The sequence below is a fragment of the Halanaerobium kushneri genome (assembly GCF_900156285.1).
Classification (GTDB): Bacteria; Bacillota; Halanaerobiia; order Halanaerobiales; family Halanaerobiaceae; genus Halanaerobium; species Halanaerobium kushneri.
Map to the genome: position 1 here is coordinate 43067 of NZ_FTNC01000002.1, position 25554 is coordinate 68620.

The 25554-nt window shown below is 35.4% G+C and carries 26 protein-coding genes; all 26 read right to left on the reverse strand.

Going from position 1 to position 25554, the window contains the following annotated elements; translation table 11 throughout:
* Positions 1 to 191 precede the first annotated feature (191 nt).
* The 26 genes from BW929_RS02070 to BW929_RS02195 all read right to left on the reverse strand — a co-directional run bounded on the left by BW929_RS02070 (position 192) and on the right by BW929_RS02195 (position 25529).
* On the reverse strand, positions 192 to 1457 hold the full coding sequence (locus BW929_RS02070; protein ID WP_076543717.1) for a phosphopentomutase: 1266 nt from the start codon (positions 1455 to 1457) through the stop codon (positions 192 to 194).
* The gene (locus BW929_RS02075; RefSeq protein WP_076543718.1) at positions 1454 to 2650 is read right to left on the reverse strand and encodes a YhfX family PLP-dependent enzyme; all 1197 of its coding nucleotides are present in this window, start codon (positions 2648 to 2650) and stop codon (positions 1454 to 1456) included. The genes BW929_RS02070 and BW929_RS02075 overlap by 4 nt, the downstream gene beginning before the upstream one ends.
* Positions 2651 to 2658: 8 nt before the next feature.
* Positions 2659 to 3762 carry an aminotransferase class V-fold PLP-dependent enzyme gene (locus tag BW929_RS02080; protein ID WP_076543719.1) on the reverse strand — a complete coding sequence of 368 codons (1104 nt, stop codon included), beginning with the start codon at positions 3760 to 3762 and terminating at the stop codon, positions 2659 to 2661.
* Between the two features lie 14 nt (positions 3763 to 3776).
* The gene (locus tag BW929_RS02085) at positions 3777 to 4673 is read right to left on the reverse strand and encodes a phosphotriesterase family protein (RefSeq protein ID WP_200805212.1); all 897 of its coding nucleotides are present in this window, start codon (positions 4671 to 4673) and stop codon (positions 3777 to 3779) included.
* Positions 4654 to 5772 (reverse strand): amidase family protein, encoded by a 1119-nt coding sequence (locus BW929_RS02090; protein WP_076543720.1) that lies wholly within the window; start codon positions 5770 to 5772, stop codon positions 4654 to 4656. The genes BW929_RS02085 and BW929_RS02090 overlap by 20 nt, the downstream gene beginning before the upstream one ends.
* A 75-nt stretch (positions 5773 to 5847) precedes the next feature.
* Positions 5848 to 7122, reverse strand: coding sequence for a YhfT family protein (locus tag BW929_RS02095; protein WP_076543721.1), 1275 nt, complete (start codon positions 7120 to 7122; stop codon positions 5848 to 5850).
* Positions 7123 to 7156: 34 nt separating this feature from the next.
* Positions 7157 to 7513 (reverse strand): DUF2620 domain-containing protein, encoded by a 357-nt coding sequence (locus BW929_RS02100; RefSeq protein ID WP_076543722.1) that lies wholly within the window; start codon positions 7511 to 7513, stop codon positions 7157 to 7159.
* A 3-nt stretch (positions 7514 to 7516) separates the two neighbouring features.
* Positions 7517 to 7888, reverse strand: a complete 372-nt coding sequence (locus tag BW929_RS02105; RefSeq protein WP_076543723.1) for a PRD domain-containing protein — start codon at positions 7886 to 7888, stop codon at positions 7517 to 7519.
* 10 nt (positions 7889 to 7898) lie between these two features.
* The gene (gene yhfZ / locus BW929_RS02110) at positions 7899 to 8834 is read right to left on the reverse strand and encodes a GntR family transcriptional regulator YhfZ (RefSeq protein WP_084566053.1); all 936 of its coding nucleotides are present in this window, start codon (positions 8832 to 8834) and stop codon (positions 7899 to 7901) included.
* A gap of 129 nt (positions 8835 to 8963) precedes the next feature.
* A complete protein-coding gene (locus tag BW929_RS02115) occupies positions 8964 to 10055 on the reverse strand; it encodes a mandelate racemase/muconate lactonizing enzyme family protein (protein WP_076543724.1) in 1092 nt (363 codons plus the stop codon).
* A gap of 17 nt (positions 10056 to 10072) precedes the next feature.
* The gene (locus BW929_RS02120) at positions 10073 to 11293 is read right to left on the reverse strand and encodes an iron-containing alcohol dehydrogenase family protein (RefSeq protein WP_084566054.1); all 1221 of its coding nucleotides are present in this window, start codon (positions 11291 to 11293) and stop codon (positions 10073 to 10075) included.
* A 139-nt stretch (positions 11294 to 11432) separates the two neighbouring features.
* Positions 11433 to 12434, reverse strand: coding sequence for a rhamnose ABC transporter substrate-binding protein (gene rhaS, locus BW929_RS02125; protein ID WP_076543725.1), 1002 nt, complete (start codon positions 12432 to 12434; stop codon positions 11433 to 11435).
* 97 nt (positions 12435 to 12531) lie between these two features.
* A complete protein-coding gene (locus tag BW929_RS02130) occupies positions 12532 to 13542 on the reverse strand; it encodes an ABC transporter permease (protein WP_076543726.1) in 1011 nt (336 codons plus the stop codon).
* 3 nt (positions 13543 to 13545) lie between these two features.
* On the reverse strand, positions 13546 to 14553 hold the full coding sequence (locus tag BW929_RS02135) for an ABC transporter permease (protein WP_076543727.1): 1008 nt from the start codon (positions 14551 to 14553) through the stop codon (positions 13546 to 13548).
* A gap of 27 nt (positions 14554 to 14580) precedes the next feature.
* The gene (locus BW929_RS02140) at positions 14581 to 16077 is read right to left on the reverse strand and encodes a sugar ABC transporter ATP-binding protein (RefSeq protein ID WP_076543728.1); all 1497 of its coding nucleotides are present in this window, start codon (positions 16075 to 16077) and stop codon (positions 14581 to 14583) included.
* A 50-nt stretch (positions 16078 to 16127) separates the two neighbouring features.
* Positions 16128 to 16454 (reverse strand): L-rhamnose mutarotase, encoded by a 327-nt coding sequence (locus BW929_RS02145; protein ID WP_076543729.1) that lies wholly within the window; start codon positions 16452 to 16454, stop codon positions 16128 to 16130.
* A gap of 147 nt (positions 16455 to 16601) precedes the next feature.
* Positions 16602 to 17870 (reverse strand): L-rhamnose isomerase, encoded by a 1269-nt coding sequence (locus tag BW929_RS02150; protein WP_076543730.1) that lies wholly within the window; start codon positions 17868 to 17870, stop codon positions 16602 to 16604.
* Positions 17871 to 17992: 122 nt separating this feature from the next.
* Positions 17993 to 19423 (reverse strand): rhamnulokinase, encoded by a 1431-nt coding sequence (locus tag BW929_RS02155; RefSeq protein WP_076543731.1) that lies wholly within the window; start codon positions 19421 to 19423, stop codon positions 17993 to 17995.
* Positions 19424 to 19427: 4 nt separating this feature from the next.
* Positions 19428 to 20618, reverse strand: coding sequence for an acetate/propionate family kinase (locus tag BW929_RS02160; RefSeq protein WP_076543732.1), 1191 nt, complete (start codon positions 20616 to 20618; stop codon positions 19428 to 19430).
* Positions 20619 to 20631: 13 nt separating this feature from the next.
* A complete protein-coding gene (locus tag BW929_RS02165; RefSeq protein ID WP_076543733.1) occupies positions 20632 to 21180 on the reverse strand; it encodes a BMC domain-containing protein in 549 nt (182 codons plus the stop codon).
* Between the two features lie 4 nt (positions 21181 to 21184).
* A complete protein-coding gene (locus tag BW929_RS02170) occupies positions 21185 to 22507 on the reverse strand; it encodes a 4Fe-4S dicluster domain-containing protein (protein ID WP_076543734.1) in 1323 nt (440 codons plus the stop codon).
* 51 nt (positions 22508 to 22558) lie between these two features.
* Positions 22559 to 23965 carry an aldehyde dehydrogenase gene (locus BW929_RS02175; protein WP_076543735.1) on the reverse strand — a complete coding sequence of 469 codons (1407 nt, stop codon included), beginning with the start codon at positions 23963 to 23965 and terminating at the stop codon, positions 22559 to 22561.
* Positions 23966 to 23971: 6 nt separating this feature from the next.
* Positions 23972 to 24235, reverse strand: coding sequence for a EutN/CcmL family microcompartment protein (locus tag BW929_RS02180; protein ID WP_076543736.1), 264 nt, complete (start codon positions 24233 to 24235; stop codon positions 23972 to 23974).
* Positions 24236 to 24241: 6 nt separating this feature from the next.
* Entirely contained in the window at positions 24242 to 24901 is a 660-nt protein-coding gene (gene pduL, locus BW929_RS02185; RefSeq protein WP_076543737.1) for a phosphate propanoyltransferase, read from the reverse strand.
* Between the two features lie 51 nt (positions 24902 to 24952).
* Positions 24953 to 25225, reverse strand: coding sequence for a BMC domain-containing protein (locus BW929_RS02190; protein WP_076543738.1), 273 nt, complete (start codon positions 25223 to 25225; stop codon positions 24953 to 24955).
* Positions 25226 to 25238: 13 nt separating this feature from the next.
* On the reverse strand, positions 25239 to 25529 hold the full coding sequence (locus BW929_RS02195; protein ID WP_076543739.1) for a BMC domain-containing protein: 291 nt from the start codon (positions 25527 to 25529) through the stop codon (positions 25239 to 25241).
* Positions 25530 to 25554: the final 25 nt, after the last annotated feature.

Genomic DNA, 25554 nt, shown 5'->3' on the forward strand with positions numbered 1-25554 from the left:
AAAATATATTTCAAGTAATTTTATATTTTATGAAAATATATTTCAAAAATATTTATTTTAAGCTCTTATTAAATGCTAAAACCCCCTATTAATTAAAAATAGAAGGTTTTAGACGATTATTTATTATTGATAAATTAAAAGGCTTGTTAGTCAGTTACTAATAATTTATTTGTAGAATAAAACTGAATATTTCAGATAAAGCTTTTACCACTTTCTGGTGCCTTTACCCCCAGATAATCTGCAATAGTAGCAGCAATATCAGCCAAACTTTTTCTAGGTTTCAACTCTTCAACTGATATATTTTTTTGATACACCAGTAAGGGGACATTTTCCCTGGTATGATGACTGTGACCAACATTAGGATCATTACCATGATCAGCTGTAATAATAAAAAGATCATCTTCTCTTAAACTTGCTATTATCTGAGGCAGTTTTTGATCAACCATTTCCAGAACTTTAGCAAATTTCTTATCTGACTGCTGATGACCTGCAAGGTCAGTTTCCTGGACATTAACGGCTATCAGGCCAGAATCAGACTCATCCATTTCCTCTTGCATTAGTTCCAGTACTTTTTCAGTTGCTACTGCTGGCAACATTTTCTTTGCTTTCGGACAATAAATTACATCCTGAACCTTACCAATCAGCCGTACATCTATACCTTCTTCTGCCAGAATTGTAGTTATTTGTTTATTATAATCAATCCCATATCCCAGATGAAGAACTCGATAACCCTCACCATAAACTCCCGAGGCCGTAGAATTTACACCTGTAATTTCAGAATTAGCATTTTCAATACTTTCTAATATCTGCCTTAGATCAGTATTCTTTCCTCCTAGAGCAATTACTCGACTGACCTTAACAGTTTCTCTAACTATTTTCCCTATTTTAAGTATCTCCTTAAAATCAATTTCTTCTAGAGAAGCACTAACATTATAGATTTGCCCGTAATCTGCTTCAATATTATCGGCAACAACTACTTTCTGATTAACCAGCAGGTAAGGATGGTCTGGCTCAGGTATTTTAACCTGGTACCCCTTTTTTTCGAGTGCATACTTTACTTTTTTATGTACTTCTCTAAATGGTTGTATTTTAGGATGAGTTGGACTGGAACCCATTATTTCTTGATGTCCCATAAAAGTATCGGCACCATCATAACTTAAAGCAGCATAAGTATAAGCCGCCTTAAGATTTTCGATTTCAAATTCTGTATTACCTCTATTATAAGTACTTTCTAAATTGTTTTTCTGTATTTTTGAACTTTTTGAAGTTAAATGACTCAAATTATGGGCAGCCTGCAGTCCAAACTGGTTAAGATTATTTAAGTTTAAATCCTGATTATTTTTTAATACAGTTCCCAGGGTATCAGCAGTCTGATCCTGCAAACGCTGCTGAGCTTCTAGATCATCCATTGCTCCAATCCCAAGTCCATCTAGAATTAATAATATTACTCGCTTCAAAATCTGAGACCTCCTTTTTTGTCTATTAACCGGCCCTGACTGCTATATATTCCCTGCAGTTTTAACTTACCATGCTGGATTCCACTAATAACAGCAACCCGGGATCTGGTTACAAAAATCTGAGTTCTAAAAGCATAAAGAACAGTATCTCCCACTTTTAATTTTTGGTCTATATTTTCCAATGAGGCATAATAGTCAATCATATCTGCTTCCGGTTGAGAAGCGGGATAAATCCGCCGGCTGTTTTGATCACTAGTGGAAGCAACCAGAGCATTTTTGAGATGAGAACGACTGTAAAAACCACCACCAAAAGTATAAGCCTGACTTTTTTTAATATGAGATACTTCTGATATATATATCATTGCTGGTTTTTCGCCATCATCATGATAGGCATGATAGGGAGTAGTTCCAGTCAACGCATGACCTGGTTCTCCATGAGTTGCTCCAGCATCAGCCAGTATTGGAATTGTACTCTGACAGCTGACACTTGGCGTATTTAACTGCTCAATTGTCAGCCCATATTTATCATTTAAAATTTTTGCTGTCTTAATTACCAACTCTAAGTTAGGAGTCGTTTCAATTTTTTGCTTCTTATAATTAAATAAAAGACAGGGAAAGGCTGTCACTCCTTTAATTTCAACACCTTCCAATTCTATTAAACGAGGAATATACTTCTCTAAATTTTTAAGATCAAACCCCCCCACTTGACCTTTATAGTTAAAAGAATTCTCACTATAAATTCTGATCATTATTGGTTGTACTCTATTCTGCCTCAGGGCAATTTTGGAAATCTGTTCTGCTTTCTGCAGACTGTAAACAGTCATAATCTCTGGCTCATAAGCTATCATTTCTTCCAGCATAGAAGTTGGAACCTGAACTAAATGTCCTACATTGCCAAGCTGAATTCCTGCTTGCGCTAGAGTTCTGGCCTCCCAGGGATCAACTGCTACTGCTTTTTTGATACCTGCTTCTACTACTGCCTGAGCTGCCAGAGGGTTTCTTCCCAGCTGCTTACTCATAAAATAAAGCTTCAAATTATTCTCTGCTGCTGTCTCTGCCATTAAGGCTGAATTAGCCTGGATCTGATCTAAATCTAATATATATGTATCTGGTTCTAAAATATTATTTTGATGTAAATACAATGCTTTTTCTATTAATTCTGGATTTCTTTTCTGCATTTTTTCTAAAAACATAATTATACCTACCTTTTTAAAGAGGATATGGTTTGATTAATAATTCTAATTATGGTATCAGCACCTGCTCGCATCGGATTAATCCGTACCATAAATTTTTCGGCTTCTGGATTCTGTTTTCGAAAAGTTCCTGAAATTCTATAAAACATAGCTCCAATCTCATAGCGAGATTCTGAACCAACTGGATAGGGAACTCCACCCTGCTCATTAACTGCTTCTAGAAATTTTTTGGCTATTGGTTTGTCAAATTCTAGAATTACAACTTTTGACTGAGCATTTGCAATAAAAGCGTTTTTAACAGCAGCCACTTCTCCCTGCTGCAGTCGCTGATTAAGTTCTTCTACAGTCTGAGCCTGTACAGCAAGACTAACAGGTGTATTGACCAGTGAACGCAGTGCTGCTAAAGCTTCAGTTCCCTGGACCTGACTGCCACCTGAATAATTAATGGATTCAACTTTATCAAGATATTTTTTGCTACCGACAAGCAGTCCAATCCCTGGAGGGCCCTGCAGTTTAAATAATGAAAATGTGCTTAAATCAGCACCAGCTTCTACTCCGATCTGATCGACCTTCATTGCAGCATAATTATCATCTGTAATAACAGGAGTATCCGGGTATTTAGTCTTTATAATTTCTATAACTTTAGCAAAATCATAACTGTCATCTATTTTCTGCCTACTATGCTGAACTAATACAGCGGCAAAATCTTTGTCCGGCAGCAGTTTTTGATCAGCTATTTTATTTAAACTGTTAAAATCAAATTTGGTTATCTTTAAATCCATACTTTTAAATGTAACTTCTGTTGTTGGATAAATCGGAGCCTGATGAATTAAAACTTCAGCCCCAACCTCCAGATTGGCATTAAAAAAAGAACGAATCGCACCAGTTCCAGCCCCTCTAACTAAGAGTGCTCTTTCGGCAGCAAAAAAATCTGCCAGTACATTTTCAACCTTAGCTGTAAAACGTGGTTTTTTAAATTCTGGATCAAGCCCATAATCTCCCCCATTTAAAAGTTCTCTGCCCTTAAATTCACGCTGAATTGAATCTACCAGTTTATATTGTAATTTGATTGCTTCAGCGATACTTAGTGATTTAAGAGGATATATCTGCATATTAAAACCTCCCTTTAAGAAAATAATTTTGCTGGATTATCCCTAATAATTCTATCTATCAAATCTCTGCTTACATTTGCTTGCTTAAGTTTTGGAATAAATTCTTCGAAAAGATACTGATAACTGTGACCTCCATTTACACTTAAATGAGAAAGACGAGTAATATCAGTTGAAAGTAAAATCTGTTCCTCATAGCCAGCTTTAATCAGTTCTTTAATCAACTTAATTCTAAACTCATCACTCTGATATTGAAGCTTACCAATAGTATCAATTCCGATAAATACACCTTTTTCTGCCAGCTGCAAAACATAATTAATATCAGCTGCTAAATCTAAATGACTGAGTGCAAGCTTAGATAATTCCGCCCCTGCCTCTTTTAATATTTTAAGCTGTTCAAAACCACAGCATCCCAGGGTTAGATGAGTAATAATTGGAACTCCAGTTTCTATTTGAGCAAGTGCAGCTGCCTGCAGTAATTTTTTTTCAGCATCAGTCACCTTCTGACTGGTACCCACCTCACCTATTACTCCAGCCTTAATATTAGTACCATCAATTCCATCCTTAATTTCGCTGATCATTAGTTCGGCTAACTGCTCTCTATTTTTTTGATAGAAAAAGCCAGGCAGATATGGTTCTTTATAAAAACCGGTACTGGCAATAATGTTAAAATCAAAAACTGACGCTAAAAACTCCAGTCTGTCTATATCCCTGCCCATTCCGATATTTGTTAATTCGACAATTGTTTTGACACCAGCCTTTTTAACTATTTTTAAATCTTCAACTAGTTCTTCTCCACCAAGCCTGGCATCCAAGTCCTTTTTTTGATCCGAAAGATCTATAGTTAAGTGTTCATGGTACATGGTAATGCCCATTTCGGCTGGAGTTATCTCTTTATTTAAAATATTGATCAAAATTATCAGCTCCTAAAAAATTATTTTCTGATTTCCTATAGTTTTCAAGAAAATATCGGGTAAAAAGCTCCGGTCTTTTATAATTTTTAGCCAGCTTCTCTGCCAGTTTAATGACTTTAAAACCACTTTTAATACCAGGCCTGGCAAGCAAAATTAAAGCAACTCCCAATCTATCAGTAGGAATGCTGATCGCTGTAGCATTAACCAGATTAGCAGCTCTCATTAAATATTTACCGCTTTTTTTCTGGCTGAAGTCAGCAATTTTAAAACTACCGGCAACCGAATCACCATAGCCATAATAATCAATTGGACCTTCTGCAGTTATGATAATCTCATTTCCCTCATTAAAAGTCTTTTTTATAATTTCTATTGCCTTTTTACGCTTTTCACTACCTGCAAGCTTAATCCGATTCACTTGATAATCACTTAACTCAACTTCTATCTCAGCAGTTAAAGCTGCCATATCTTCTCCATGCGGTAATATAACAGTTTCCGTTTCCGGTAAAGCAACAGTCAGCTCATCTAAATTTGATTTTTCTGCTAAAGCAAGTTCTTTTTCTGAAAGTAATTTTTTTAATGCCAGAGTACAGATTTTAAAATCATGGGATATAAAACCAATTCCCGGTCTAAACTCTAAATTATCAGTAGAAATTCGGCTGCAATTGCCCTGAATTCCCATTCCTTTAGCCATTAAGGAATAAAGAGAGGTAGCTGCCGCTGGAGCCAGAACTGATCCCCCACCATCTGTACCCAGAGCCAGATCATTAATTCCTTCAAGAATATTAAGACAGCCTCCACTGCTGGAACCAGTCATTATCCGCATTGTCAGGGGATTTATTAGCTCAGGATCAACAGCCCTTCCACCACGAGCCATCTTATCAATTGTATGTAATAGGAAAGTCTGATCCTCAGTTAATTTATCCACTAATTCTTTTGATATTTGTGAGGTGTTTTTTACTCCCAACAGATAATTGTCATTTTTTGATTTACTCAACTTTTTAAATTTATCCTTAATTTTATGATTATGATAAACCACAGCTTTAGAACTGCTGTGCAGGGCATTAATATATTTTTTCTCTAAATCAGACATTTTTTTCATTTTTACTCCTTATTTTTAAAGCAGGGGGCATTGAGCCCCCTGAATATTAATTTCTAATTACTTAAACAAAATAAATTAAAAGCTAATCGAAAGTAGAACAAAGATATTAGCTATAATTCCAACTAAAATAGCTGCTGTTGGACCCACTGCCATTCTTACAATTGGCTGATCCCCGATTTCATTTAAAATATATAAACCAGCTACAAAAAGAAAACCAAAGCCAGGTATAATTGCATTAGCTGCGTTCATACCACCAACTAAAAGAGCTACTTCCAGCAATTTAGACATTGCTGTTCTAATGTTATCACCAGCTTTTTTGATTCCAGGAAACCTATCCAGCAGACCTGCCAGTTTATCTAAGAACAGTATTTCTAAAGAAATAATTACTGCACCAGCAATTGCTGCCAGTAGTGGATTTTTAATAAATAAAGCTGCAGCAAAGATAAATGTCATTCCAACCGGACTGTAAACACCTGTTGCAATAGCTGTAGTTGCAATTAAAGGTATAAATCCAACTCCACGAGCCAGTGCTGCCAGGGCAGCTTCGTTTAAAGCCCCTTCTTTCATGAGATTAAGTGAAATTGGATCTCCAGCCAAGATCTGATAGGCAGTTGCTGCCGCCACTAAAGCTCCCATTACAGCCAGCATAGGTAAATTTTTCTTGATTCTAGCAACTCTTTCACTAAAGACTGAAACCAGATCGCCAACATTGGTATTACTGCTTTTTTCTCTGGTAGCAAAAATGAGTAAGATAAGCATTCCAGTAATCAGAGCCATACCTTCTGGATTAATACTTACCTCCATTCCAGCCAGCATCAGCGGACTAAAAGTCACAGCCAGCTGTCTAACAAGCCCGGCTGCCAGTAGATTAAAAACACCTTTTTTTATCCCAAACTGATAGGCAGTAGCTAAAGCAGGAAAAGCAGCAAAAGCTACAACTATCGGATCCCCAACTTTCCCTAAATCACTCAAAAAGTTAACAGGCATTTTTTCGAAAATATTAACTACAAATTCCAGACCATACATTAATCCCAGCCCGTAAAGAGCACCAACAATACCAGCAGTGACCATTCCCTTTTTGCCGTCCGGTGCCCAGGTTCCAATAACATCTGTACCGAGTAAAATACTATGTATTAAAAGTATATTAGCTGATAAACTAAAAGGAATTCCAAATCCAATTACCAGACCAAAACTCATCGCAAACGAAGTCGCCGCCAGATCTCGTTTACTCATTCTTCCTTCAACGTGTTCAGGAATAATTGGGCGAAGCCCATCATTGAATACTGCAATTCCCTTATTGGTGAGTATTGCTGCCAGTCCTCCCATTAATGCCATCAAAATTGTCTGCATCTTATACACTCCTCGTTTAAATTGATATGTTTATTTAATTCAAAATATTTTTCAATAAAAGTGTTACAGTTTTATCGATATGATCAGCAGTAAATCCAAAGGCTACCTTACCATTTTTTACTTCTTCCTTTATTTTTTCAGCTTTAGGACCACGCCCGGGCATAGAGACAGTGGCACATTTTGCATTAGTTAAAATAGCCATTGCCATTCCCAGCGCTCCTCCACCTCCTGTATGACAGGCACCAAAATAATAGTCAGCATTTCCAGTTTTAATGGCTGTAGCTGCCTGAATATCATCCATAATCTCAACTTCGACTTTTTCACCAGCTATTTCCTTTATCTTATTTGCTATTTCCTGACGGTCAACCTGACCTCCAACAACAATTTTCATTTTTTATTCCCTCCTTTCCTGTTTGATTAAATTACAAAAATGTAATGCCAGATAGTTTTTTTCTCCAGAGGGAATTTCAATTTCGGTTTCAGATTCTATTTTTTGGATAAATTCAATACATTTAGAATAGTAAACCTCTTTTTTTAATTCTGCTAAGATCGCTTCATCTAAATCTTCAACCTCTTCTCCTCTTTTTATTCTCATCAAGGCCATTGGCAGGTGAGTTACCAGCATAGCAGCATTTTCACTTGTCATCTCAACTGCAAAATCAGATTCAAATTTTTTTAATAAATTAACAATTTTCACTTTCAATTCCGGCTCCAGCTGTTTACCCTGTACCAGAATTTCCAGACGCTCATTTAATTTCTGCTCCATTTTTTTCCTCCTAATACTCCGGAATTAATTTGTGATCATAAACTTCTTTTTGAACTTCAATAACTGACTCAGGATTAATAGTTTTGCTTAAAATTCTTTTAATCATTCTGCTGTTTTTATTGACCAAAATAACTGCATTACTAATTTCTTTATTTTTCTTAATAGAGCTTTGATGCTGCAGATCAGTAAAGTTTATATTATCCAGATTTTTAATTTCATCATAATTCCAGATTGCTGCATCTATTGTTTTATTTTTAATATGCTCCATAATTTTCATGTAAGTTAATTCTACAAATTCAACTTCTTTATTTTGACATTCAAGTTCTGTCAAAACCTTATGGTCAATTGAAGTCGAGTCAAGACCAATTTTCATTCCACTTTCAATTTTTTTGTTTTCTGGACCCGAGAATACTATTACATGTTTGGAAAGGTAGGTTCCCGAACCAAACTCATATAAAATCTCAAATTGATCATTATCATTATAATTTTTAGCTGCAAATTTAGATAAGACAATGAAATCATATTTGTCGTCTTTTAAGACATTTAATCTTTTTTCAGCACCCCTGGTATAGGCAATACTGTAATTAAAATTAGCCGCTTTAAACTGTTTATTTAGGCCAGTTGCCAGACCTTCATAGCGAAGTGAATAAGGAAGTGGTAATAATCCCATAATCATCCCTAAATCTGCAATTTCCCAGAGTAACTGATAATCTAAACTAAGAATATAGCTTCCAAGGTGCCCTTTTGACTCCAGTTCTACTGCCTGATGTTCAGTTAAAAATGAAATAGCTGACTGTACTGTGCCGCGACCGGTGCCATACCGTTCAGCATACCCACTAATTGTATCAATTCTTTCACCTACGTTTTTTAAAAAGAAATCTCTGGCCAGCATTGAAGTTATAAAGCCAATTTTTGACATCATCTTACTTTTTATTTCAGAAAACATAATATACCTCCTTATTAATATACAATTTTCTGTACAATGATATAAAATAAAATACAGTGTACTGTATTCTGTATATTAGTGTAGCATAAGATTTTAAATTTTGCAACTATTAATTTGTTTTTTTAAGCTTTATTTGATTTCAATTAAATTATTTAACTTTCTAATTCCCAGCCCTTTCTCGTCTGGAAAACTAATCTGCCTGCCATTTAAAATTATACCACCTTCAACTGGATCTTCTGCCAAATATAATGGTGCATCTAAATCAAGTCTGGTTATATTCTTCTTAGCTGCTGCCAGATGAGCTGCTGCAGTAACTGAAACTTTTGCCTCCAACATGCTTCCCAGCATTACTTCAATCCCATAAGCTTCTGCTATTGCATTAATTTTTAATGCATTATAAATCCCTCCCGCTTTCATTAATTTAATGTTTATTAAATCACAGGCCTGCATTTTTAATAAATGCAGACAGTCTCTGGCACTAAAGAGACTTTCATCTGCCATAATTGGAGTAAGAACGCTGTCTCTGACAAATTTTAAACCCTGATAATCATCTGCCTTAACAGGCTGTTCTATTAACTCAGGCTTTAAGTTTTCTGCTTCCATTGCTCTAATTATTGAAACTGCTTCTTTTGGCTGCCAGCCCTGATTCGCATCAAGTCTAATTTTAATATTTTTACCAACTGCATTTCTAACTGCTCTAAATCGGTCTAAATCTTTTTGATAGTCTTTACCCACTTTTAATTTTAATACCTGATATCCATCACTAACTGCCTGGAGTGCCTCAACTTTCATTTGAGCTGGAGAGTTAACACTAATGGATAAATCAGAATTCAATGAATTTCTATAGCCACCCAGTATTTTATATAGTGGAACATCTAATTTTTGAGCAAAAAGATCATAAACTGCCATTTCCACAGCCGCTTTTGCACTGTTATTATTTACTGCAGACTCTTCAATTAAAAAATGTATTTTTTCAATATTCCCTATACTTTCTCCAATCAATTTAGGTCTAATATATTTTTGTATTATTCCGCTAATACTGGAATTTATATCTCCTGTAATTACAGCTGTTGGTGCAGCCTCTCCATATCCAATATCACCTGTGTCAGTTTCAATTTCAACTATAATTTCTTCTGCAATTTTTACTGTTCGGAGTGATGTTTTAAATTCTTTTTTTAAAGGAACTTTTAAATAATATACTTTTAGATCTTTGATTTTCATTATTTTCACCCTTATTATTAAAATGCATTCTCATAAATTTTTAAAATATCACTTAAATCTGCTTTACGAGGATTGGTGGCTAATGTAGGGTCATCTAATGCATCTCTAGCCATAGATTTAAAATCATCTTTACTGCCACCAATTTCACTGATAGATGACGGTAAGCCTAAATCAGAAATTAGATATTTAATCTCTTTAATTGCCGCTTCTGCTGCTTCTCTTTCTGTCAACCCCTCTATTTTTGCTCCCAGAGAGTGGGCCAGTTCTGACAGCTGTTTTTTACTAACAAGTTTATTAAATTTTAATACAGCAGGCAGCATTATAGCATTTGCTACTCCATGGGGAATGTTATAGGTTGTTCCCAGCTGATGAGCTGTTGCATGACAGACTCCCAGACCAACATTGGAAAATGCCATTCCGGCCATTAATGATGCAATGCACATCCTGTGTCTGGCTTCAATATTTTCACCATTACCAACCGCCAGCGGTAAATTTTCTACAACATATTTAACAGAGTGATCTGCCAGAGCTCTAGAAATAGTGATTGAATTTTTCGATAAATAAGCCTCTACTGCATGAACCAGAACATCAATTCCAGTTGCAGCAGTAATTGAAGCTGGCAGACCGGAAGTTAATTCAGCATCAACTACCGCAATTTTTGGAACCAGATATTTACTGCTGATAACCATTTTTTTGTTTCTCTTGCTGTCAGTAACAACTGTAGAAACTGAGACTTCACTTCCAGTTCCTGCAGTAGTTGCAATTGCAATCAAAGGCAAACCCGGATTTTCAATTTTATCTGCCCCCTCATATTGAGAGATTGGCTCTGGATTATTAAGCATAAAAGAAATTGCCTTTGCTGCATCCAAAGAACTTCCTCCGCCAATTGCAACAATAAAATCTACATTTTTATCACGGGCTGTCCTTACCCCCTCCATAATTACTTTATCATCAGGATCAGACTGAACCTGATCATAAATATGAATTTGAACACCATTTTTTTCTAAGGATCTAACTGTAGAGCTGTGTAAATTAAGGTTAGTTATACCTTTGTCAGTAACTAAAAGAGCCTTATTTCCTAATTCTACTGCTTCTTTACCAATCTTTCTGACACAACCCGGACCAACTAAAACTTCTTCTGGCATTATAAACTTATAAAAATATCCCAAACCAGCTTCTTCCATTACCTGATCATAAACCATTTCTTTAATCTGATTTAATTCACTTTGATTTTGCATACTAAATTCTCCTTATGTCCAATTTTGGATTATTATAGTTTAAAAAAATAAAATTTGATTTATTAAATATGCTATCAGCCCTACAATTAGAACTGATAGCATATAATTTTCTCAGTTAATACTGATTAAATATTAGTTTTTAATATACATCTTTCCATTCATCAATATTGTCAGCATCAAATTTAAATGGTGCACCTAACATAATTTCTGTTCCGTCTCCAGCTTTAATAACTTCTTTTTGACCTAAGTCACCAGCTGTAAATGATTCTCCAACTGCTCCAGTAATATCTTCTTTAACTAATGCTTCAGCTGTCTGGCCGGCAAGATAACCTAAGTCAATTGGATTCCAGAGATACATCCAGGGGCAGACACCATTTTTAATATATTCTGCCATCTCACTTGGAAGACCTAAACCAGTTAAGTAAACTTCACCAGCAAGATCTCTATCAGTTAAAACTTTACCTGCTGCTGCTATACCAACAGTAGTTGGAGCAATGATACCCTTTAGATTAGGATATGATTTTAAAAGTGCTTCTGTTTCAGATACACTCTTATCTCTTAAGTCATCACCATAAGCAACTTTAACAAGCTCCATATTATCGTACTCAGGTTTTTCTAATTCTTTTTTCATCCAGTCAATCCAGAGATTTTGATTGGTAGCTTGAGAGGTTGCACTTAAAACAGCTATCTGACCTTCATAACCAATCATTTCTGCAATACCCTGAATTTGAACTCGACCAATCTGTTCTGGATCAGCCTGATTTACATGAACCATTCTGCTCTGAGGATTAACAGCTGAATCTAATGACAGCACTTTAATACCTCTATTCATAGCTTTCTGTAGAGCTGGCTGTAGAGCATCAGGATCATTCGCAGAAATCGCAATTGCATCTACTCTCTGTGTAATTAGCTGTTCAATCATGATAATTTGTGCTTCTACTGTTGGTTCAGCAGGTGCTTTGTAAATAACTTCTCCACCCACTTCATTAATGGCATCAGAAAAACCATCTCTAACTTTTTCCATAAATGGATTACCTGCACTCTTTACAACTAAAGCATATTTACCGCTTTGAGCTGCAGCAGCACCCACCAGAGAAAAAACCATTAACAAGGCCAACATTCCAATAATAACTTTCTTCATACACAAACTCCTCCTTTTAATTTTATGTTGATTAAAATATACCGGGTAGTAAGTGGTTTTCCCGGTATAAAATTAATTACTTAATAAAGTCTATTATTTAATCAGATTTATTTCCATAGAGTAAATTGGATACCATAACTGAGAAGATTAGTAAAGCACCAATGATAATCAGAATGACCTGAGATGGTACATTTACAAGTCCAAGTCCATAGCGTAAAAATCCAATAATAAAGATAGACAATAAAACCCCTATCATCTTACCTTTTCCACCCGAAGTACTTACACCTCCTAAAACAACCATCGCAATTACATCTAGCTCATAGCCTGAGGCAATATTAGGTCTGGTGCTTCCCATTTTTGAAGTTAAAAACAGTGCTGCCAGAGCTGCCATAAAACCATTCAAGGTGAAAACAATAATTTTCATTTTATCTACTTTAACTCCAGAAAATAAACTGGCTACATCATTATTGCCAATTGCATAAACTTTCCTGCCAAATGTTGTTTTATGTAGTAAAAGATAAAATATTACTGCTGCTACAACAAAAACAATTAAGATAAAGGGGATCAGAGTCTTAATATATCCCCAGCCTAAAAAATTAAACCACATTGGAAAACCACCTGAAGCCTGGTCTTCTAGAATAATATAGGCAATTCCTCGATATAAAATCATAGTTGATAGAGTTATTATTACTGCAGAAAGTTCTTTAAATTTAACAATCAAAATTCCATTAATAAAACCGGCGGTAATTCCAACTAAAAGACAGACACCTATTGCCAGCGGCATTGATAAGCCCGCATTATATAAAACCGCCATAATTACCGAAGATAAAGCTACAGTTGAGCCAACAGAAATATCAATATCACCAAAGATAATGACAAATGTCATAGATAGAGCAATAAATGCCTTATCCAAAAAAGTCATTGTTGCATCAAGCAGTGTATAGGTATTTAAATAATAAGGAGATAATTGAGCATTCATAATGTGGATAGCAATAAAAATTAAAAGCAACAGCCATTCCCACTGGAAAAAGAAATCTTTTAAATTAAACTCTTTTTCCGCTCTAATTTCTCTATTTAAAGCAACTTCATTATCAAAATTATTTCCCATTGTCTAATCTTCCCTCCTTATTTTATTGGAACTTCCTATTCTTCTTTTAATTAAAGCACTAACAATTACTGCAATTAAGATTACTGCACCCTGAATTGCATTCTGCCAGAATGGTGAAACATTAATCATTGGCAGAGCGTTTTCTAAAATACCGTAGAGTAATACCCCGGAAATCAGACCGGTAACTTTTCCTTCTCCACCGGCAATACTTATCCCCCCAATTACACAGGCTGCAATAACATTTAATTCATAACCTGCAGCTGTATTACTCTGAGCAGAAGCAAATTTTGAAACCCAGAGAACTCCTGAAAGCCCGGCAAGTGAACCCATAATTGAATAAACCATCCAGGTAATCTTAGTAACATCTATACCACTTACCTTTGCAGAATCTGGACTGCTTCCTACAGCATATATTTTACGTCCGGTACGGGTATAATTAATAAAATAGTAAAAAACAATATAAATAATAACTGCTATTAAAATCAAGTTATTTATACCAAATATACTGCCGGTTGAAATTGCTTTAAAACTATCAGACATCTGATAGGCACTGACCCATTTTCCCCCACTTATTAAAAATGTTACCCCTCTAAAAACATTCATCATACCCAGGGTAGCAATAATTGGTAAAATTTTAAATTTGGCTACTAATAGTCCAATAATTGAACCACTGATTAAACCAATTAAGGTACCAAGCAATAATGCTGCTATAGGATGGAGACCAGGATATCTTGCCACCAACATTGAAGTCAACATCCCCGATAAAGCCAGGTTAGCTCCAATAGAAAGGTCAATTCCTCTGGTTATTATAACCATCATCATTCCCACAGCTAAAATTGATAGAATAGCAGTATTTGTTAATAGATCATCTATATTTGACATTGTCAAAAAATTGCTGTTGCGAAATTGAACAAATATCGAAAGTATAACTATAAAACCAATCAGGCTGAATTCTCTAATCTGTTGAATTCGTTCCAGACTCATTTTATTTTCAGAACTTTTTTCAGACATATGTATTCACCTCTAATATTAAATTTCTTATTTCTTTTCTTTCATAGCTGCTTCCAGTATTTTCTCCTGATCTGCTTCTTCCACATTCATTTTTGCAGTTATTTCGCCATTTCTCATCACCAAAATTCTATCTCCCATCCCCAAAACTTCAGGCATTTCTGACGAAACCATAATTATAGCATATCCCTGAGCTGCCAGATCACTCATTATCTCAAAGATTTGTGACTTAGCTCCAACATCTACTCCCTTGGTAGGTTCATCTAAAATAATTACCTTCAAATCAGAAGTTAGAAGTTTAGCTACAACTACCTTCTGCTGATTTCCACCAGATAGCTGTTTTGCCAGATCAAAAATTGATCTTGCTTTAACATTGACTTTTTCTGCCAACTTCTTGGCAATACTCTTTTCTTTTTTTCTATTAATCCAGCCGTTCTTAGAAATTTTATCTAAAGCAGTTAAAGTGATATTTTTATCCAGTTCCCAGTCCAGTATCAGTCCCTGTTCCTGACGGTCTTCCGGCAGATAACCAATACCTAATTTCATTGCGTCCCGGACTTCATTAATTTTAACTTCTTGATTTTCAAAATATATTTTGCCACTATCATATTCAGCCAGACCAAAGAGTGATTCGCATAACTCTGTTCTACCTGCTCCTACAAGACCCGTAATAGCCAGAATCTCTCCTTCTTTTAGTGAAAATGATATATCTTTAAAAAACCCTTTGCGGTTGAGATTTTCAACCCTCATAATTTCCTGACCTATTTCTTTTTCTGTTTTAGGAAATAACTGATTAATTTCTCTGCCCACCATAGCTTTAATTAAATCTTTATTTGAGACTTCATTTACTCCCCAGGTCCCTATATACTGTGAATCTCTGAGTACTGTAACCCGATCAGCCAGACGATACATATCTTCAAAGCGGTGAGAAATAAAAATTATTGAAGTACCTATTTTCTGAAGTTTTTCGGTAATTCTATATAAATCTTCACTCTCTGTCTTGGTCAAAGAAGCAGTAGGCTCATCCATAATAATTATTTCTGCATTAGTTGAAATAGCTTTGGCAATCTCTACAATCTGCTGCTGAGCAACACTTAAAGTACTCATTCTTCGTCTGGGATCAAACTCTGCTCCCAATTCCTGCAGATGTTTTTCAGCTGCTTTATGCATATCTTCCCATAAAATTCTTTTAGTACTGGAATCAATCTTTTCATGCCCCATAAAAATGTTTTCAGTAACACTTAAATGAGGATAACTGGTCGCATGCTGATAAATAGCTGCTATCCCCAAATCTTTAGAATCATTTGGGTTTTTAATATTTATTTTTTCTCCATTTAAATAAATTTCTCCCCCGTTTGGCTGATGAACTCCGGTAATTACTTTAATAAAAGTGGATTTCCCTGCACCATTTTCTCCCATCAGAGCATGTATTTCTCCAGCTTTTAACTGAAAATTAACATTATCTAAAGCTTTAACTCCCGGAAAAGTTTTAGTTATATTTTTTAACTCAAGAATATATTTGGACATTATTACCTCTCCTTTTAAAAATATTTGTCCAATAAATCATTTAAAAGCAACTACTTTTTATAAAACATTAAATCCATTGGCTCAATAACCGGTACAAGTTTTCCTTCTTCATTTTCTTCACTTTCGAGTAAATCTTCCATATGATGGTTCCACTTAGCCACAACTTCGCTTTCAGCCTGAACTTTATCTGCATAATTTTTATCTTCACATTCATAATAGCCAAATAAAACTTTTCCTGAATTCCAGATAGAATAATTTTTAATCCCTGCTTTATCAAGAACTTCTAACATTTCAGGCCAAATTTCATCGTGCCGTTTTTTATATTCAGCAATTGTATTTTTATCTTTTAAAAATAATTTAAAACCAAACCTCTTCATTTTAGCACCTCATTTTAAAATTGATATTATTCCAAAAATTTAAATTAGTTTATAATAATTAACTTCTGCAGATGGGATTATCTAAGTTTTGAAGGAGGAGCAGAGCAAGTTTAATTAAAAACTATATCTGCTCCTATAGCATTGGGATTAAACTCTATTATTTAAAGTTTTTTCTTCATATTTCCAGATCTGATCAAGATAATCATTACTTACTGGAATATCATTTTGATAGCAGTAATAATTCCAGACTGCCTGCCAGGGATATGTTTTAAATTCTTCTGTTAAAGCAAGTCTGCTGGTATAATCACCTTCGAGTTCCATTTCTTTAAGTTTTTCAGTTGGCTCCAGCATTGCTTTTAGCAGAGCTTTGAGCATATTTCTGGTTCCAATTACCCAGGCAGCAACTCTGTTAATACTGGCATCAAAGAAATCAAGACCAATATGAACTCTGTCTTCAAAACCTGGTCTGACAATTTCTTCTGCAATAGCCTGCAGCTCATCATCTAAAATGATTACATGGTCACTATCCCACCTTACCGGACGGCTGACATGTAATAATATTTCATCTAAAAATGGCATTACCGCCGAAATTTTATTAGAAACCACTTCTGTTGGATGATAGTGACCTGCATCCATACATAAAATTGGATCATTCTGCATTGCATAACCAAGATAAAACTCGTGGGAACCGGCAACATAACTTTCTGAACCAATTCCAAATAATTTGCTCTCTACTGCATCAAGATTATATTTAGGATCAATTTTTTCGGCTGTTATTTCATCTAAAGCTTCTTTTAAACGCTTACGTGGTCCAAATCTATCTACTGGATTGTCTTTAAATCCATCTGGAATCCAGATATTTGTAACAGCTGTCTGACCTAATTCCTTACCAAAATATTCTCCGATTTTTCTAGATCTTTTGCAGTGTTCTATCCAGAAATCTCTAATTTCTTTATCAGGATGAGTTAGAGTAAAACCATCATCTGCTTTTTCGTGAGAAAATAGAGTAGGATTAAAATCAAGCCCAATACCTTTTTCTTTTGCCCATTCTACCCAATTTTTAAAATGTTTGGGTTCTATTTCGTCACGATCAACAAATTCCCCTTCGTTTTCTAAATAAATTGCATGTAAATTTAATTTATGCTTACCTGGAATTAAGGAGAATGCCTGATCCAGATCATTTCTTAATTCTTCTGCTGTTCTGGCCCGACCTGGATAATTACCTGTTGTCTGAATTCCACCGGTCAGTTCTCCCTCTGGATTTTCAAATCCTTTTACATCATCTCCCTGCCAGCAGTGCATAGAAATGGAAATTTTAGCCAGTCTATCCATGGCATTTTCTACATCTACTCCCCACTCAGCATAAATATCTTTTGCCAGTTTATATGAATCCTCAATATATTTCTCATTAAACATTAAACATCACCTCAAATTAGTTTTGATAATAATTTTTTAATAAAAATCTAAATAATAAATTTTAGAAAATAAATTTAAATTAACTTTTCATTTTATTTTCATTTATTGCTAAATCTATAAGTTTATTCTGGTAAATATTCTTTTAATTCTACAGAATTACGAACTATTTCTCTTCCTTCCTCAAGACTAGCAATCTCTCCAAGTGCCATCAGCTGGGTTAAAATATTGCCAATTGCTGTTGCCTCTATCGGTCCGGTCACAACTCTTCTTTTACTAATGTTGGCAGTATACTGACATAGAATTTCAGCCTGAATACCACCACCAACCATATTTAGAGTTTCAATTTTTTTATCTGTTAGCTTTTCCAGTTTTTCTATTACCTCTTTATAATTTTGAGCTAAACTTTCGTAAATTCCCCGGGCCATCTCCCCCGGCTCCTCAGGTACTGGCTGTCCGGTCTCTCTACAGTAATTTTTAATTGCTTCCGGCATATTATCAGGATTTACAAAATCATGGTGATCCGGATCAAGTGAATATTTAAATGGTTCTGCTGCTTCAGCAGCTTCGGTAATATCAGAATATGATAAGTTCATACCCCTTCTATCCCAGATTCTTTTGCATTCCTGAATTAACCAGAGGCCAGTAATATTCTTTAAAAATCTCACTTTATTTCCTACTCCCAGTTCATTGGTAAAATTAGCAGCCAGACTTTCTTCAGTAATTATTGGCTGATCTAATTCCATTCCCAGTAAGGACCAGGTGCCACTGGAGAGATAGGCACTATTTTCATCTTTAAGTGGGGCAGCTGCTACAGCAGAAGCTGTATCATGGCTGCCAACTGCTATCACAGGAAGTTCTCCCCTAATTCCACATTCGGCTTTTACTTTTTGCAGTATATCACCAACTTTTTCACCCGGTCTAATTATCTGCTGCATCATACTCTCAGGTAGATTAAGCTTATTATAAATTTTTTCTGACCACTTATCTTTTAAAGGATTATAAAGCTGAGACGTTGAAGCTATTGTGTATTCATTAAATTTTTTGCCGGTTAAAAAATAATTTAAGAGATCAGGAGTAAATAATAAGTCCTCTGCATTATCTATAATCCAGGGACGATTTTTTAAATCTGCAAAAAGTTGAAAAATTGTATTTAACTCCATAAATTGAATTCCAGTTTCCCGGTAAATTTCTGCTTTAGAAATTTTTTTAAATACTTCCTCCATTAACCCCTCTGTTCGCTGATCTCGATAATGATAAGGAACTGACATTAAGGTCCCGTTTTCATCTAAAAGACCATAATCCACACCCCAGGTATCAATCCCAACCGAGTCAAGTTGATTAGAGGTTTTTTTAATAGCCTTTTTGATACCTGCTTTTATTTCGTTATACTGTTTTAGGGTATCCCAGTGAAAATCATTATTTAAATAGGTACCACCATTAGAAAATTTATGTAAAACTTCTAAATCTATTTTCTGGCCATCAAAACTTCCCAGTATTGTTCTACCACTTGATGCACCCAGGTCACAGGCTAATATTTTTTTGCTTTGCGTCATTTATTTACACCACCTTGTTGTAGCTTTCTCTGGCAATTACTACTTCTTCATCTGTGTTAACAACTACAATTTTCACTTCAGAATCTTCAGCTGAAATTATTCCTTCCCCTTTAAGATCCTGATTAGCCTTTTTATCTATTTTTATATTTAGATGTTCCAAATTACTGCAGATTTTTTCTCTTAAGAGCACTGAATTTTCGCCAACTCCACCGGCAAAAACAACTGCATCCAGGCCTCCCATCACAGCTGTATAAGCACCAAGATATTTTTGAGCCCGGTGAACTGCGGTCTTAATAGCCAGTTCTGCCATTTTATTACCATCTTCATATGCCTCAACTATTTTTCTGAAATCACTGCTTATCTCGGAAATTCCTTTCCAGCCGCTTTCTTTATTTAAAATTCTGTCCATTTCATCAACAGAAAGATCTTCCTTTCGCATTAAATAAAGAATAGCTGCCGGATCAACATCACCAGAACGAGTTGACTGAACAAGTCCTTCTAAAGGAGTAAAACCTGTACTTACTTCATAAGATTTACCGTCTTTAAAAGCGTTAGCAGTACAGCCGCTTCCGAGCATTAAAGAAAATAGTTTTAAATCATTTTTATCTTTTTGTAAAATTTCTGCTGCTCTATCAGTCATATAATCAAATGTTATGCCGTGGAAGCCATAACGGCGAACAGAGTATTTTTTGTAATATTTATAAGGTATAGCATAAGTGCGGACATAATCCGGTATTTCTGCATGAAAAGCATTATCAAAAACTGCAACCATCGGTGTCTCAGGTAAAATTTCTTTAAAAATTTCTATCCCTTTTAAATTAGGTGGATTATGCAGTGGTGCCAGATCAAAACTATCTCTTATAGTATCCATAACTTTTTGATCAATCATTACAGAACCAGTAAAATTCTCACCTGCATGAACCACTCGATGTCCAACTACATCAATTTCCTGGTACTTATTTAAAACTTTAATTTCTGGTTTAATCAGTGTTTCTAAAATATGATTGATTGCTTCACCGTGATTTTTAATCTCTAAAATCTCTTTAAGACTATCATTATCATAGTTTAAATGAAAAATTGCATCTTTACTGCCCAGCTTTTCTACTTTACCAGAAGCAATTTCTTCTTCAGCTGGCATTTTTAAAATTTTGAATTTAACTGATGAACCTCCACTATTTAAAACAAAAATTTTCATACTAAAACCACTCCTATAATAACTTATCCATTAGATCTTTATGTACTGAGGGAATAAATGATTTTTTGACAAGCAATCCCTTATCAGCAACATTTTTTGCCGCTGTTTCCAGAGCTATTTCTACAGAACCAATATCTCCAGTAAATGTTAATACTGCCTTTCCTCCCATTCCCATTGCTGTTCTGACTTCAAGCAGTCTAATCTGAGCTGTTTTAGCCGCCAGATCAGCTGCAACAATAGCTGAGGCAACAGAAAAAGTTTCAATTACTCCCAGAGCTTTAACCTCTCCTATCTGAACAGCACCTGTTAAGGCAGGAATTACATCCTGATGAACATTTGCCAGAATAAAACTATCCACAAAAAATTCCTTACTTTCTTTTTGGCCAGTTTCCACAGCACTTTTTACAGAACCGACTTCTCCATGGAACATAGCCACATACTTACCCGGACAAACAGGTTGAGCCTGCAGCAGCTCTATATGAGCAGATTTGACTATTAAATCTGCTATTTCAATTCCGGCAGCAATACTATTAAATTCAAGTAGTCCTACAGCTCTATTCATATTTTCACCTCTCAATAACTATACTTTTTCCAAGTGATTTAATTTTTCCATCAATTGCTGCATGTATATTTGCTCCTAAAGAATCAGCTGGTATTTCAGCAATTAAATCTCCTTTTTTTACAAGATCTCCAACTTTAACTACAGGACTTGCCGGTGCTCCAATATGCTGAGTTAAAGGAAGCTCAACTCGCTTAATCTCTACATTTTTATCAGAAAAAGGAAAATGACTATCATATTCTTTTATTCCCAATCTGGAAACCAGTCGGGATACTGGAATCTGACGATATTCGCGCATTGGATGAACTGAATCAACTTCTGGATTATCCTCGCGTCTGTAACCATTTTCTGCCAGCTGTTTTTTTACCTCTACAATAATACTTCGGGGATGAAGCCCCATTGGACAGCCCCAGGTATCACAAGCTCCACACTCACAGCAGAGATCTGCCTGAGTAAATAAATCCTTATCTGTATCTATTCCATAAGCAACTCCACGCATAATCATATGTGGTTCAAGAGAATGTCCCAGCAAATTACGTGGGCAGACGTCAGTACAGGCTCTGCACTGACAGCAGACAGATACCGAGCGTCTAATATCATTTTCAATCGGTACACTGCGGTCGATTATAATTTTATGATCTGCAGGTAAAACCAGAATACCTTTGGTGGTTTTAGTTACAACATCCTCTATATTTACCAGTTTACCCATCATCGGTCCACCATCAATCAATTTATAATCTTTAACTGTGGCACCACCTGCCAGATCAATTATTTTTTTAAGTGAAGTTCCAAGCGGTACTTTTAAAGTTTGCGGATTCTTAACTTCACCATTGATAGTTAAATATTTTTCGGTTAAATTCTTTCCTTTCAAAGCTTTATTAACATTTACCAGTGTTTCAATATTAATGACAACAGTATTGACCATTAAAGGAATTCCACCTTCAGGAATAATACGCCCTGTTACTTCGTAAACAATCTGCTGTTCATCTCCAGCAGGATAAAAGTTCTCCATCTCAAAAATCTCAATCTGCTGATAATCTTTTAAAACTTTATTTATACTGGCTATTTCTTCTTTATATTTAGACTTTAAAGCTATAACAGCTTTTTTTGCCCCCAGCAATTCTCTTGCATCCGCTAAAGCACTGACAAATTCCCTGGCTTTATATTTCATTAACTGCTGATCAACTTCTAATAGTGGCTCACACTCAGCCCCATTGGCTATTAAAGTATCTACTTCTGCATCCAGTTTTACATGGGTTGGAAAACCAGCACCGCCAGCTCCAACAACTCCTGCATTCCTTATCAAATCAATAACCTTATTTGCTGCCATTTGCTCACCTCCAATGAAACTTTTTAATATAATAATTTAACTGGACTATATTTAATATGAGAACTGAATTCCTCCACAGATTGAAGTTCTTATTTCTCTCGTATAATTTTTAGGAGTACAGATCCCTTCAAAGGTAGGTTCAGCAATTGAATGAGTATAGTTGCTGTCACCCTCAACATCGAGTCCTGCATAAGAAGGTCCATTAATAACTGAAATTGTAACTTCCATTTTTCTTGAGAATTCCGCAATTCTGTCCAGCTGATTAGAATGCAGCATTGCTGTGTGGCCAAAATGCTGTTCTGCTGTTAATGATTTTTCTAAACCTTCAGCAAAATCATTAACTCTTACCAGAGGTAAAACCGGCAGCATCTGTTCGATCATTACCAGAGGATGATCAAAATCTACGTCCATTACTGCTCCTCTAATATTGTCAGGTACATTTATTCCAGCATCATTTAAGATTACTGCAGCATCTTTACCTACATAATCTGGATTTACATGTTCAGGATCTTTTACAACAAGATCTGTAACTTTATTTATTTCTTCGCCTCTTAATATATAAAAATCATTATTTGCTAATTCTTTTAACAGCTGATCTGCGATTGAATTAACAGCAAAAATTTCTTTTTCAGCTATACATAAAATATTATTGTCGAAAACAGCTCCATTAATGATATCTTTTGCTGCCTGAGCAATATCAGCACTATCATCTACCAGAACTGGTGGATTACCAGGGCCAGCAGCTATAGCTTTTTTGCCACTTGTCAGTGCCATTTCAACTACAGAAGGTCCCCCTGCAGCCATTATCATATCTGTTTCTGGATGTTTAACAACGGTCTGTACAATTTCTAAACTCACTTTATCTAAGGCAACCACAAGATTTTTTGGGCCGCCAGCTTTTTCAATTGCATCATTAATTAATCTAATGATTTCTCTGGTCACTTCCTGTGCTCTTGGGTGAGGACAGATAAAAGTTGAATTTCCTGCAGCCAGCATACAGATAGCATGATTAACAATCTGAGCTATAGGATGAGTTGTTGGTGCAATTAAAACTACAAAACCAACCGGAACTTTTTCTATCAGAGACAATCCTTCATCACCATCTAAAACTTCAGTTTTTATATCCTCTAAACCAGGTGTTAAAGTAGCTGAATTAATAATTTTTTGTTTTTTATCCTGCCAGCGTCCTAAGCCGGTTATATCAACAGCCATTTTAGCAAGTCTTTCTGAATTTTCAACACTAATATTTCTTACAGCTTCAATTAAATCTGCTCTCTGTTCTTTCTTCATTTGCTTATACTTTTTTTGAGCTTTTACAGCTGCTCCTACTGCTGAATCAAGATCTGAAAAAATTCCTCTTTTACCTTCAGCAATCTGAGTCTGAGCAGTACCTTTTTTTTCTATATTCTCTAATACAGTTTTAACAATCGAAGCGATTTTATTTTCATCTACTGCCATTAACTATCACTCCCTAATATCTATATTATCAACAATTCCAACTACAACAGCATCAACTGCTACATCATCTCTATTCAGTGCTTTGCGGGCACTACTTCCCTCAACTATCAAGACTTTTTCTCCCACTCCAGCTCCCAGGAGATCAACAGCTACAGTTAGTTGAGAATCATCTTTAGCCTGATAATCTTTTAGCACTAAAAATTTGGATCCTACCAGTTTTTCATCTTTTCTGGTAGCAATTAAATTACCAACTACCTCCATTATTTGCATTTAGTTTCACTCCTTAATGATCCTGGCTTTTAAACCACACTGAACATCAGCAGCATTTGCATCATCAGTATCTAAATGCATCTGTAAAACCCAGCCTTTTTTGACTCTAACCTGAACATTTCTTAAAATAACCCCTTTTTTACCTGGGATTTCAACACTGACGATCTCATCATCTTTAACATTCATTTCGGCTGCTGCTTCAGGTGGCATATGTATATGCCTGTTAGCTCTGATAACCCCTTCTTTTAGAGTTATTGATCCCTCTGGGCCAACCAGAGTTAATGATTCAGAGCCAGAAATATTTCCCGAACGTCTTACTGGTGGTTTAATACCTAAGGTAAAAGCGTCTGTCTGGGAAACTTCCACCTGAGTGTGGTCACGAACTGGACCTAGGATTCTAACATTTTCTATACTTTTAAGTCTTGGTCCAACAAGAGTTACAACCTCATTTGAGGCAAATTCTCCCGGCTGAGCCAGGTCACTTTTTTTGGTGAGTTTATATCCCGAACCATATAATTTTTCTAAATCACTCTGAGTAATATGAATATGTCTTACAGAAATTCCAATTGGAATCTTATATTTCGACTGATCAGATTTAAGACTCTTCTCATTAAGTGATTCTAAAACTTGATCTGTCACCATTTGAATTAAATCACTTTTATCCACCTGCATACCTCCTTCTCAGTAAAATATAAATATTTATTTAAGAATATATTTTTACTTTGGTAATATATCATTAATTCCTTTATCAGGTCTGGCAATTACATCATAATCAACCATTTCACCGACTCTTCCTACCGCTTCTACTGCAGCATCAACAGCAGCTTTTACTGCTCCAATGTCTCCACGAATAATTACTGAAACATAACCAGAGCCAATCTGTTCATATCCAACTAACTCTACATTAGCAGCTTTAACCATTGTATCTCCTGCTTCAACTGCTCCAACAAATCCTTTTGTTTCAATCATACCAAGTGATAAACCGGCCATTTATGTACCTCCTTTAATTACTTTCTTCTTTTTTTGCCAGAAAAACTCTTTCTGTATCGCTGTGTGGTCTTGGAATAACATGGACAGATTTTATTGTTGTCAGTTTCCCTGCAGCCTGTTCTCCTGCTTCTATTGCAGCTCGAACTGCTCCAATTTCACCCTGTACCATAACGGTTATTAAACCAGAACCTGAATATATATATTCTCCAACTAATTCTACATTAGCAGATTTTAACATCTGATCAACTGCTGCTACAGCTCCTGAAAGACCAATTGTTTCAATAAGTCCCAGAGAATTACCCATATTTATCTAGCTCCTTTCCCAAAGT

What these genes read in the sequence shown, in the direction of transcription:
- BW929_RS02155 (WP_076543731.1), bottom strand. Translation starts at nt 19,423, where the DNA reads ATGACGCAAAGCAAAAAAATATTAGCCTGTGACCTGGGTGCATCAAGT.
- BW929_RS02190 (WP_076543738.1), bottom strand. Translation starts at nt 25,225, where the DNA reads ATGGCCGGTTTATCACTTGGTATGATTGAAACAAAAGGATTTGTTGGA.
- BW929_RS02095 (WP_076543721.1), bottom strand. Translation starts at nt 7,122, where the DNA reads ATGCAGACAATTTTGATGGCATTAATGGGAGGACTGGCAGCAATACTC.
- BW929_RS02180 (WP_076543736.1), bottom strand. Translation starts at nt 24,235, where the DNA reads ATGCAAATAATGGAGGTAGTTGGTAATTTAATTGCTACCAGAAAAGAT.
- BW929_RS02150 (WP_076543730.1), bottom strand. Translation starts at nt 17,870, where the DNA reads ATGTTTAATGAGAAATATATTGAGGATTCATATAAACTGGCAAAAGAT.
- BW929_RS02075 (WP_076543718.1), bottom strand. Translation starts at nt 2,650, where the DNA reads ATGTTTTTAGAAAAAATGCAGAAAAGAAATCCAGAATTAATAGAAAAA.
- BW929_RS02135 (WP_076543727.1), bottom strand. Translation starts at nt 14,553, where the DNA reads ATGTCTGAAAAAAGTTCTGAAAATAAAATGAGTCTGGAACGAATTCAA.
- BW929_RS02170 (WP_076543734.1), bottom strand. Translation starts at nt 22,507, where the DNA reads ATGGCAGCAAATAAGGTTATTGATTTGATAAGGAATGCAGGAGTTGTT.
- BW929_RS02140 (WP_076543728.1), bottom strand. Translation starts at nt 16,077, where the DNA reads ATGTCCAAATATATTCTTGAGTTAAAAAATATAACTAAAACTTTTCCG.
- yhfZ (WP_084566053.1), bottom strand. Translation starts at nt 8,834, where the DNA reads ATGTTTTCTGAAATAAAAAGTAAGATGATGTCAAAAATTGGCTTTATA.
- BW929_RS02105 (WP_076543723.1), bottom strand. Translation starts at nt 7,888, where the DNA reads ATGGAGCAGAAATTAAATGAGCGTCTGGAAATTCTGGTACAGGGTAAA.
- rhaS (WP_076543725.1), bottom strand. Translation starts at nt 12,434, where the DNA reads ATGAAGAAAGTTATTATTGGAATGTTGGCCTTGTTAATGGTTTTTTCT.
- BW929_RS02120 (WP_084566054.1), bottom strand. Translation starts at nt 11,293, where the DNA reads ATGCAAAATCAAAGTGAATTAAATCAGATTAAAGAAATGGTTTATGAT.
- BW929_RS02160 (WP_076543732.1), bottom strand. Translation starts at nt 20,618, where the DNA reads ATGAAAATTTTTGTTTTAAATAGTGGAGGTTCATCAGTTAAATTCAAA.
- BW929_RS02145 (WP_076543729.1), bottom strand. Translation starts at nt 16,454, where the DNA reads ATGAAGAGGTTTGGTTTTAAATTATTTTTAAAAGATAAAAATACAATT.
- BW929_RS02115 (WP_076543724.1), bottom strand. Translation starts at nt 10,055, where the DNA reads ATGAAAATCAAAGATCTAAAAGTATATTATTTAAAAGTTCCTTTAAAA.
- BW929_RS02100 (WP_076543722.1), bottom strand. Translation starts at nt 7,513, where the DNA reads ATGAAAATTGTTGTTGGAGGTCAGGTTGACCGTCAGGAAATAGCAAAT.
- BW929_RS02175 (WP_076543735.1), bottom strand. Translation starts at nt 23,965, where the DNA reads ATGGCAGTAGATGAAAATAAAATCGCTTCGATTGTTAAAACTGTATTA.
- BW929_RS02090 (WP_076543720.1), bottom strand. Translation starts at nt 5,772, where the DNA reads ATGAAAAAAATGTCTGATTTAGAGAAAAAATATATTAATGCCCTGCAC.
- BW929_RS02195 (WP_076543739.1), bottom strand. Translation starts at nt 25,529, where the DNA reads ATGGGTAATTCTCTGGGACTTATTGAAACAATTGGTCTTTCAGGAGCT.
- BW929_RS02080 (WP_076543719.1), bottom strand. Translation starts at nt 3,762, where the DNA reads ATGCAGATATATCCTCTTAAATCACTAAGTATCGCTGAAGCAATCAAA.
- BW929_RS02165 (WP_076543733.1), bottom strand. Translation starts at nt 21,180, where the DNA reads ATGAATAGAGCTGTAGGACTACTTGAATTTAATAGTATTGCTGCCGGA.
- BW929_RS02130 (WP_076543726.1), bottom strand. Translation starts at nt 13,542, where the DNA reads ATGGGAAATAATTTTGATAATGAAGTTGCTTTAAATAGAGAAATTAGA.